10 protein-coding genes are annotated in these 6,784 nt (G+C 28.7%); 7 read left to right on the top strand and 3 right to left on the bottom strand.

All coding sequences use genetic code 11. The features are described 5' to 3' along the window. Positions 1–70 precede the first annotated feature (70 nt). A complete protein-coding gene (locus tag NNC19_RS17545) occupies positions 71–439 on the bottom strand; it encodes a MerR family transcriptional regulator (protein ID WP_310939976.1) in 369 nt (122 codons plus the stop codon). Between the two features lie 113 nt (positions 440–552). On the opposite strand from NNC19_RS17545, the gene NNC19_RS17540 reads away from it, so the two are divergent. Together NNC19_RS17540 and NNC19_RS17535 are read left to right on the top strand one after the other, a co-directional pair. Further along, entirely contained in the window at positions 553–891 is a 339-nt protein-coding gene (locus NNC19_RS17540; protein ID WP_310939975.1) for a multidrug efflux SMR transporter, read from the top strand. A gap of 3 nt (positions 892–894) precedes the next feature. Next, positions 895–1,209, top strand: coding sequence for a multidrug efflux SMR transporter (locus NNC19_RS17535; protein WP_310939974.1), 315 nt, complete (start codon positions 895–897; stop codon positions 1,207–1,209). A 124-nt stretch (positions 1,210–1,333) separates the two neighbouring features. Here the strand turns inward: NNC19_RS17535 and NNC19_RS17530 are convergent, their stop codons facing one another. Next, complete coding sequence (locus NNC19_RS17530) at positions 1,334–1,654, bottom strand: helix-turn-helix domain-containing protein (protein ID WP_310939973.1); 321 nt, start codon at positions 1,652–1,654, stop codon at positions 1,334–1,336. A gap of 155 nt (positions 1,655–1,809) precedes the next feature. Here NNC19_RS17530 and NNC19_RS17525 point away from each other — a divergent pair, with 155 nt between their 5' ends. From NNC19_RS17525 to NNC19_RS17510, 4 genes are all read left to right on the top strand, one after another. Beyond that, a complete protein-coding gene (locus tag NNC19_RS17525; RefSeq protein WP_310939972.1) occupies positions 1,810–2,619 on the top strand; it encodes a protein-ADP-ribose hydrolase in 810 nt (269 codons plus the stop codon). Beyond that, complete coding sequence (locus NNC19_RS17520; RefSeq protein WP_310939971.1) at positions 2,570–3,475, top strand: NAD-dependent protein deacetylase, SIR2 family; 906 nt, start codon at positions 2,570–2,572, stop codon at positions 3,473–3,475. The genes NNC19_RS17525 and NNC19_RS17520 overlap by 50 nt, the downstream gene beginning before the upstream one ends. 187 nt (positions 3,476–3,662) lie before the next feature. Next, a complete protein-coding gene (locus NNC19_RS17515; protein WP_310939979.1) occupies positions 3,663–4,064 on the top strand; it encodes a pyridoxamine 5'-phosphate oxidase family protein in 402 nt (133 codons plus the stop codon). Between the two features lie 140 nt (positions 4,065–4,204). Continuing rightward, complete coding sequence (locus NNC19_RS17510) at positions 4,205–4,831, top strand: 4Fe-4S binding protein (protein WP_310939970.1); 627 nt, start codon at positions 4,205–4,207, stop codon at positions 4,829–4,831. Positions 4,832–4,925: 94 nt separating this feature from the next. On the opposite strand, the gene NNC19_RS17505 is transcribed toward NNC19_RS17510, so the two are convergent. Next, entirely contained in the window at positions 4,926–5,816 is an 891-nt protein-coding gene (locus NNC19_RS17505) for an AraC family transcriptional regulator (protein WP_310939969.1), read from the bottom strand. 149 nt (positions 5,817–5,965) lie between these two features. On the opposite strand from NNC19_RS17505, the gene NNC19_RS17500 reads away from it, so the two are divergent. After that, positions 5,966–6,751 (top strand): histidinol-phosphatase HisJ family protein, encoded by a 786-nt coding sequence (locus NNC19_RS17500; RefSeq protein WP_310939968.1) that lies wholly within the window; start codon positions 5,966–5,968, stop codon positions 6,749–6,751. The last annotated feature ends 33 nt before the right edge of the window (positions 6,752–6,784 follow it).

Here is a 6,784-nt window from a genome sequence, read left to right as displayed (position 1 = left end):
AATGTGAAGTTTGTCTCTATTTTTTTATAAAATTTTTTAACTGTAAATATATGTTATGATATTTTCTCAACTATAGTATATTAAATAAAGATTCAGTAGTTTTTACTTTATTAGAGATTAGTTCTTTTATAGCAACAAGTCTATTAATTTCCTTATCTATTTTTTTATTTTGCTTATTTAAAAGGGATATCAATTCTTTTGGATTTCTTATATCTAAATATGTTTTAATTTCTTTTAATGGCATTCCTAATTCTTTTAATGCAGATATTACAAAAAAAGGTTCAACTTGAAAAGCAGAATAATATCTATATTCATTTTCTCCTTTTACTTGTGGAGAAAATATTCCTAATTTATCATAATGAAAAAGTGTATGTTTTGTAACTCCAACAATTTTTGCAAATTCACCAGTTGTAAAATAGATTTTTTGATTTTTATTCATAATGTTAAACCTCCTTGACTATCGTGTAACACTATACTTTATTATATGAGATATAAAAGTATACTTCAATGTGAAGTATAGAATATAAAAATTTATAGGAGGAGCAAAATTTAATGAATAAAAATTGGATCTTTACCATTTTTGCAGGAATTATAGAAGTACTTTGGGCTATAGGTTTAAAACATGCCAATAGTTTCAGTAGTTGGATTGGAGTTGGTATACTTATTTGTTTGTCTTTTTTATTGTTGTTTGAGGCTACAAAAAAATTACCTGTGGCAACAGTTTATGCTGTCTTCACAGGAATAGGAACAGTAGGTACAGTTTTAATTGGAATGCTTTATTTTAATGAAGCTTTTAGTTGGAGCAAAATAGGTTTTATTATTATTCTTTTGATAGGGATATTAGGTTTAAAGATTGTCACAGCAGAAGTAGATAAGAAAGGAGAAAATTAATATATGGGTTGGATATTTCTAATTTTAGCTGGTTGCTTCGAAGTAATTGGTGTTGATAGTATGAATAGGGTGATAAAATATAAAAATATACAGTCTTACATAAGATTATTTGTTGGGTTTATATTAAGTTTTACTTTTTTATCATTAGCAATGAAAACTCTTCCAATGGGACTTTCTTATGCAGTATGGACAGGAATTGGAACTGTAGGAGGAACACTTGTAGGGATGATATTTCATGGTGAATCAAAGGATTTTAAGAGAATTGTATTTATAGGTATGATTTTAATTGGAGTAATAGGATTGAAGCTAACATCATAAATACAGCAAAATTATAATTTGAAAAAATCTCATCTATTGCTAAAAAAATTACTAATATGTAGATTATAAATTTTATAGTTTGGAGCAGCAGTTATTCTTTATAGTTGAATAGCTGCTGTATTTATTATTTAATATTATTTTTATATGAAGTACCCCATTCAATCATAGAATTAAGTATAGGCTTTAAACTGTATCCAACCTCAGTTAATGTGTAGTCAACTCTTGGAGGAACTTCAGCATAAACCTTTCTAGTAAGTAATCCAGACTCTTCCATCTCTCTTAAGTTTTGAGTAAGAACCTTTTGAGTTATTGAACCAACAGATTTCTTTAATTCTCCAAAACGTTTTGTTCCTTCAAGCAAATCCCTAATTATAAGTACCTTCCACCTATTACCTATAAGTTGTAGGGTCATTTCAACAGGGCATGCAGGTAATTCTTTAGTCATCTAAACACACTTCCTTTTTTAATAGTTTCTTTTTAGATACTATAGCACTTTTAAGTGCTTACTTTACATTAGATATCATAAAATTTATTATAAAATCAAAGATTAGGAAAATCAATATAAATTAAAAACAATTAGGTCAGGGAGCGTAAGTAGATATGAATAAAATGGAACAGTTAGATTTTTTAATTAAAGAATTAATTAGTGAGGATGAAAGATATAAAAAGCTTAAAATTCCAAAAGATTATAAAGAAAAACGGAAATTACTAAGAGCTTTAATGAACGTTAGAGAGCCTTATAGAGCAAGTGAAGAATTTATTAAAGTTCAAGATGAATTTCTTAAAAAAGAATGTGAAGAAAAAGGAATAGTAGAACTAAAAGATTTAACTATATTAAATGAAATGTTTCCAGAGAAGAGCAATAAATATGGAAACAAGATAATTTTATGGCAGGGGGATATTACAAGATTAAAAGTAGATGCAATTGTAAATGCAGCTAATAATCAAATGCTAGGATGTTTTGTTCCTTGTCATGGATGTATTGACAATGCAATTCATTCTGCATCAGGAATACAGTTACGTAATGAATGTAATGAGTTAATGAATAAACAAGGAGTTATAGAGTCAATAGGAAGTGCTAAAGTAACTAAAGCGTATAATCTTCCATGCAAACATGTTATTCATACAGTAGGCCCAATTGTAAGTGGACCATTAACATATGAAGATTGTAATAAGCTTGAATCTTGCTATAGATCCTGCTTGCAAATAGCTGTAAAAAATAATATAAAATCAATTGCTTTTTGCTGTATATCAACAGGGGAATTTCATTTTCCAAAAGAAAAAGCAGCAGAAATAGCTATAAATACAATAAATAATTTTCTAGAGATGAATAATGAAAAAATTGAAAGGGTTGTTATAAATGTTTTCAAAGAAGAAGACTTCGAAATATACAAAAACTTATTGGGATAATATTGGAGATGCTATAGATCTAATTAAAAATGCTGATCGTGTGTTGATTGGAGCTGGAGCAGGACTTACTGCATCTGGTGGTATTTATTATGGAGATAAAGAGTTATTTAAAAAATGGTTTCCTAAATATTTTGAAATGGGATTTGAGAGTATTCTTGAGTTGCAGTCAGTGTTTTGGGAATTAAATGAGAAAAATGTACTTTCATATTGGGGATATTGGGCAAGGCATATTGAAAATATTCGTTACAATACTCCTGCAACTAAGCCTTATTTAATGTTATTTGAATTGTTAAAGGATAAAGAATACTTTATTTGTTCTACTAATGTAGACAGTCAATTTCAAAAGGCAGGTTTTCCAAAAGAAAAGATTTTTGCACCACAAGGAAACTATGGACTATTTCAATGTTCAAGGGCTTGCACACAGGATGTGTATGATAATAAAGAAATGATAGATAGAATGATTAATAATATGGGAGAGTCACTTAAAATCAGAGAAGAAGACATTCCAAGATGTCCAAAATGTGGCGAGTTTTTAGTGCCTAATCTTCGTGTAGATGATTCGTTTGTGGAAAAACCACATTATTTTAATGTATCAAGTTATGAAAATTTTGTTAGAGAAGCTAAAGAAAAAAAGCTTGTACTATTAGAATTGGGGGTAGGATTTAATACTCCTGGAATTATAAGATATCCATTTGAAAATATAACTTATCACTATTCATTGGCTAATTTAATAAGAATTAATATGAGTGATGCAGGTGTATCTATAGAAATTGAGAAAAAGTCAGTTGTAATTTCAGAGGATATTGGAAAAGCATTGAGTGATATTCTTAATTATTCCTGTGAAAAGTTAGAGTGAAATGAAAAAAGTCAATTAATAGTATCTTATTGGAAACTATACCACTTTAAAGTGCTTACTTCACAGTAGAAAGCTAAGTACTTATAATGAAAATATAGGAAGTGGCCACTTCGTAAAATAAGGAGCTTATAATATGAGTTTTAAAGAAATAATTAAAAATGTTTTTGAAAATAAAGGAGATAACAAAATGAAAGAAGTAGTTGAATTTTTACAAGCAAATCCTGTTCAATATTTAGCAACTGTAGGACGTGACGGAAAAGCAAAATGTCGTCCATTTATGTTCTGTTTTGAACAAGAAGGAAAGTTGTGGTTCTGTACAAATAATACTAAGGATGTTTACAAGGATCTTAAAGCAAACCCAGAATTAGAAGTATCTGTTTCAAGTCCAGAATATGCTTGGATTAGATTAAATGGGAAAGCTGTATTTGAAAATAACATGACTGTTAAAGAAGGATGTATGGCAAATCCTATAGTAAAAGGACAATACAATGAAGCTTCAAACCCGATTTTTGAAGTGTTCTACTTAGAAAATGCAAAAGCAGTAATAGCAGATTTCTCTGGTAATCCACCAAAAGAATACAAGCTATAAGATAAAATGTTACGTTTAAGAATGCAAATAATATTCTTAGAGTGCGTAAAAACTTATAACAGCAGCCTTGAAATGTATTTCATTTTAGGGCTGTTGTTGTATTGAAATAGTTCAATATAAAAGATTAATGGAGGAAAGTTATGGGGACAAAAGAGTATTTAAATATCTTAAAGGAAGAAATTCATTCAACTGTATTTGCAACAGTAGATGAAAATGGACAGCCACAAACTAGAGTTATTGATATTATGCTTGTGGATGATAATAGCTTGTATTTTATTACTGCTAAAGGGAAAAAGTTTTATCATCAGCTAATGGATAAAAAATATGTAGCAATAAGTGGAATAACTGGTGGAGAGGGATCATTAAGCAAAAAGGCAATTTCTATTGGTGGAAAAATTAGAAATGTTGGGCAAGAATTATTAGAAAAAGTATTTGAGGCTAATACATATATGGATGATATATATCCAAGTAAAGAAAGTAGGATGGCTTTAGAAGTTTTTCAATTGTATGAAGGACAAGGTGAGTACTTTGATTTATCTACAAAGCCAATAACAAGAGAAGCTTTTGCACTAAGGGGACAAGTAGAAGCAAAAGGAGGATATTTTGTTACTGATAAATGTAGGGGATGTAAAATATGTTATTCAAAATGTCCACAAAAATCTATTGATATATCAGTAAAACCAGTGGTGATTAAACAGGAAAATTGTTTGCATTGTGGAAATTGTATGGCAGTATGTCCATTTGGCGCAGTTGAGAAAAGAATTTAAAAGCTGGAAAGGAGTTTTATAAGAATTATTATTAAAACAATTCTTATAAAACTCCTTGAAGGTATATAAATAACTTCAAGGAGTCATCTGAATTTTAATTATTAAATTTAGCTTTTCTATATTCAGAAGGTGTACAGCCTAACTTTTTATGGAATATCTCGGTAAAATAACTAGAACCAGTAAATCCACATTGAAGAGCTACGTCAGTAACAGAAAGTGAAGGAATATTTAGCAATTCAATACTTTTTTCCAACCTATAGTCTTTTAAATAGGAGACTGGGGTTTTATTTAAAATAAGCTGAAAGATATTGCAGCAACTACTACGACATACATTTCCTGATGCAGCAATTTCATTTAAAGTGATTTTTTTCTGATAATTATGTTGGATATAACCTATCATATTGTGCAATGACTTTAATTTTTTATCATCGTTTGTTTCTGGAGTTGAAATATCACTATTCATATTTTGATAGAGACTAGAACACAAAGAATAAGAAAGGCTTATTATATTTAATTCAAAGCAATCTTTTTCTTCAGTACATAATTTATAGATATTTTTTAAAATTTCAATCATGTTTCTTTGCCAAGATATCTCAGGGCGCAATATACAAAAGGGATGAGAAGAATCTGAACAGATTGGTACTACATAAGTTTCTTTGATTTTTTTTATATGAGAAAGAATGGAAGGGGGAATCTGAATATATATGAAGTTACAATCAGAACCATCAGTAGAATATCCATAATGCATTTGTTTAGAATTTATAAAAATTCCTTGTCCTTCTTTCAATTCATAGCTTTTTGCATTTACAGAATACCACATGGTACCTTCTAAAATTAATATAAACTCCCAATCATTATGCCAATGGTTAACAGCGGCCATAGCTGGATAGTATGAAAGCCAGTTTCTTTTTGCAGCAATAGGAAAATCTGAGAAATTATAAGATATAACTTCTGAATTATCACTTAATAGTTTTATTTCAAACATAACTTATCCTCCTGAAGTTGTGAATATACGATTGTTATAATAGTGTAGCTTATTCTTATATCATTAGCATATAATATGAAATATCATTATAGTATAGATATTTTAAGAAAGCAATTTGAAAATTACATTTAATGGAGGGATATTTTATTATGTTAGCAGATTATCATGTACATACAGAATTTAGCGATGATTCTGATTATTTCATGGAAGAATGTATTAAAAAAGCAATTGAAATAGGTCTTGATGAATTATGTTTTACAGAGCATATTGATTATGGTGTGAAAACTGATTTAAATTGTAATCTTAAGGAATATCAAAAAGAATTTCTTAGATGTAAGGAAATTTATCAGGATAGAATTAAATTAAGATTTGGAATAGAGTTTGGTATACAGACAGGGACAGTGAAAAGGTTTCAAAAAGATTTTGATGAGTATCCATTTGATTTTGTAATTTTATCATGTCATCAAGTGGATAACAAAGAATTTTGGACACAGGATTTTCAGAAAGGAAAAACCCAAAAAGAATATCAAGAAAAATATTATGAAGAAATTCTTCGTGTGATAAAGAAATATAAGGACTATAGTGTATTAGGGCATCTGGATATGATAAAGCGTTATGATAAACAAGGTGAATATCCTTTTGAAAAAGTAAAACCTTTGATTGAAGAAATCTTAAAGATTGTTATAGAAGATGGTAAAGGAATAGAAGTTAATACATCATGTTTTCGTTATGGAATTAATGACTTGACACCATCAGTTGATATTTTAAAGTTATATAAAACCTTAGGTGGTGAAATTATCACAATTGGCTCTGATTCACATGAAGAAGGACATTTGGGATGTAAAATCTCTGAAGTTAAAGAGATCTTAAAGGAGCATGGATTTCAATCTATATACACATTTGAAAATATGATGCCAATATCAAATCCACTTTAGAATCTAGTATTTATTACTAAGTAGTATTACTTA

The sequence above is a fragment of the Clostridium sp. SHJSY1 genome, assembly GCF_031626875.1.
Classification (GTDB): domain Bacteria; phylum Bacillota; class Clostridia; order Clostridiales; family Clostridiaceae; genus Clostridium.
Note: the sequence above shows the minus strand (reverse complement) of the source record. Positions and strands in the feature narration are given on the sequence as shown.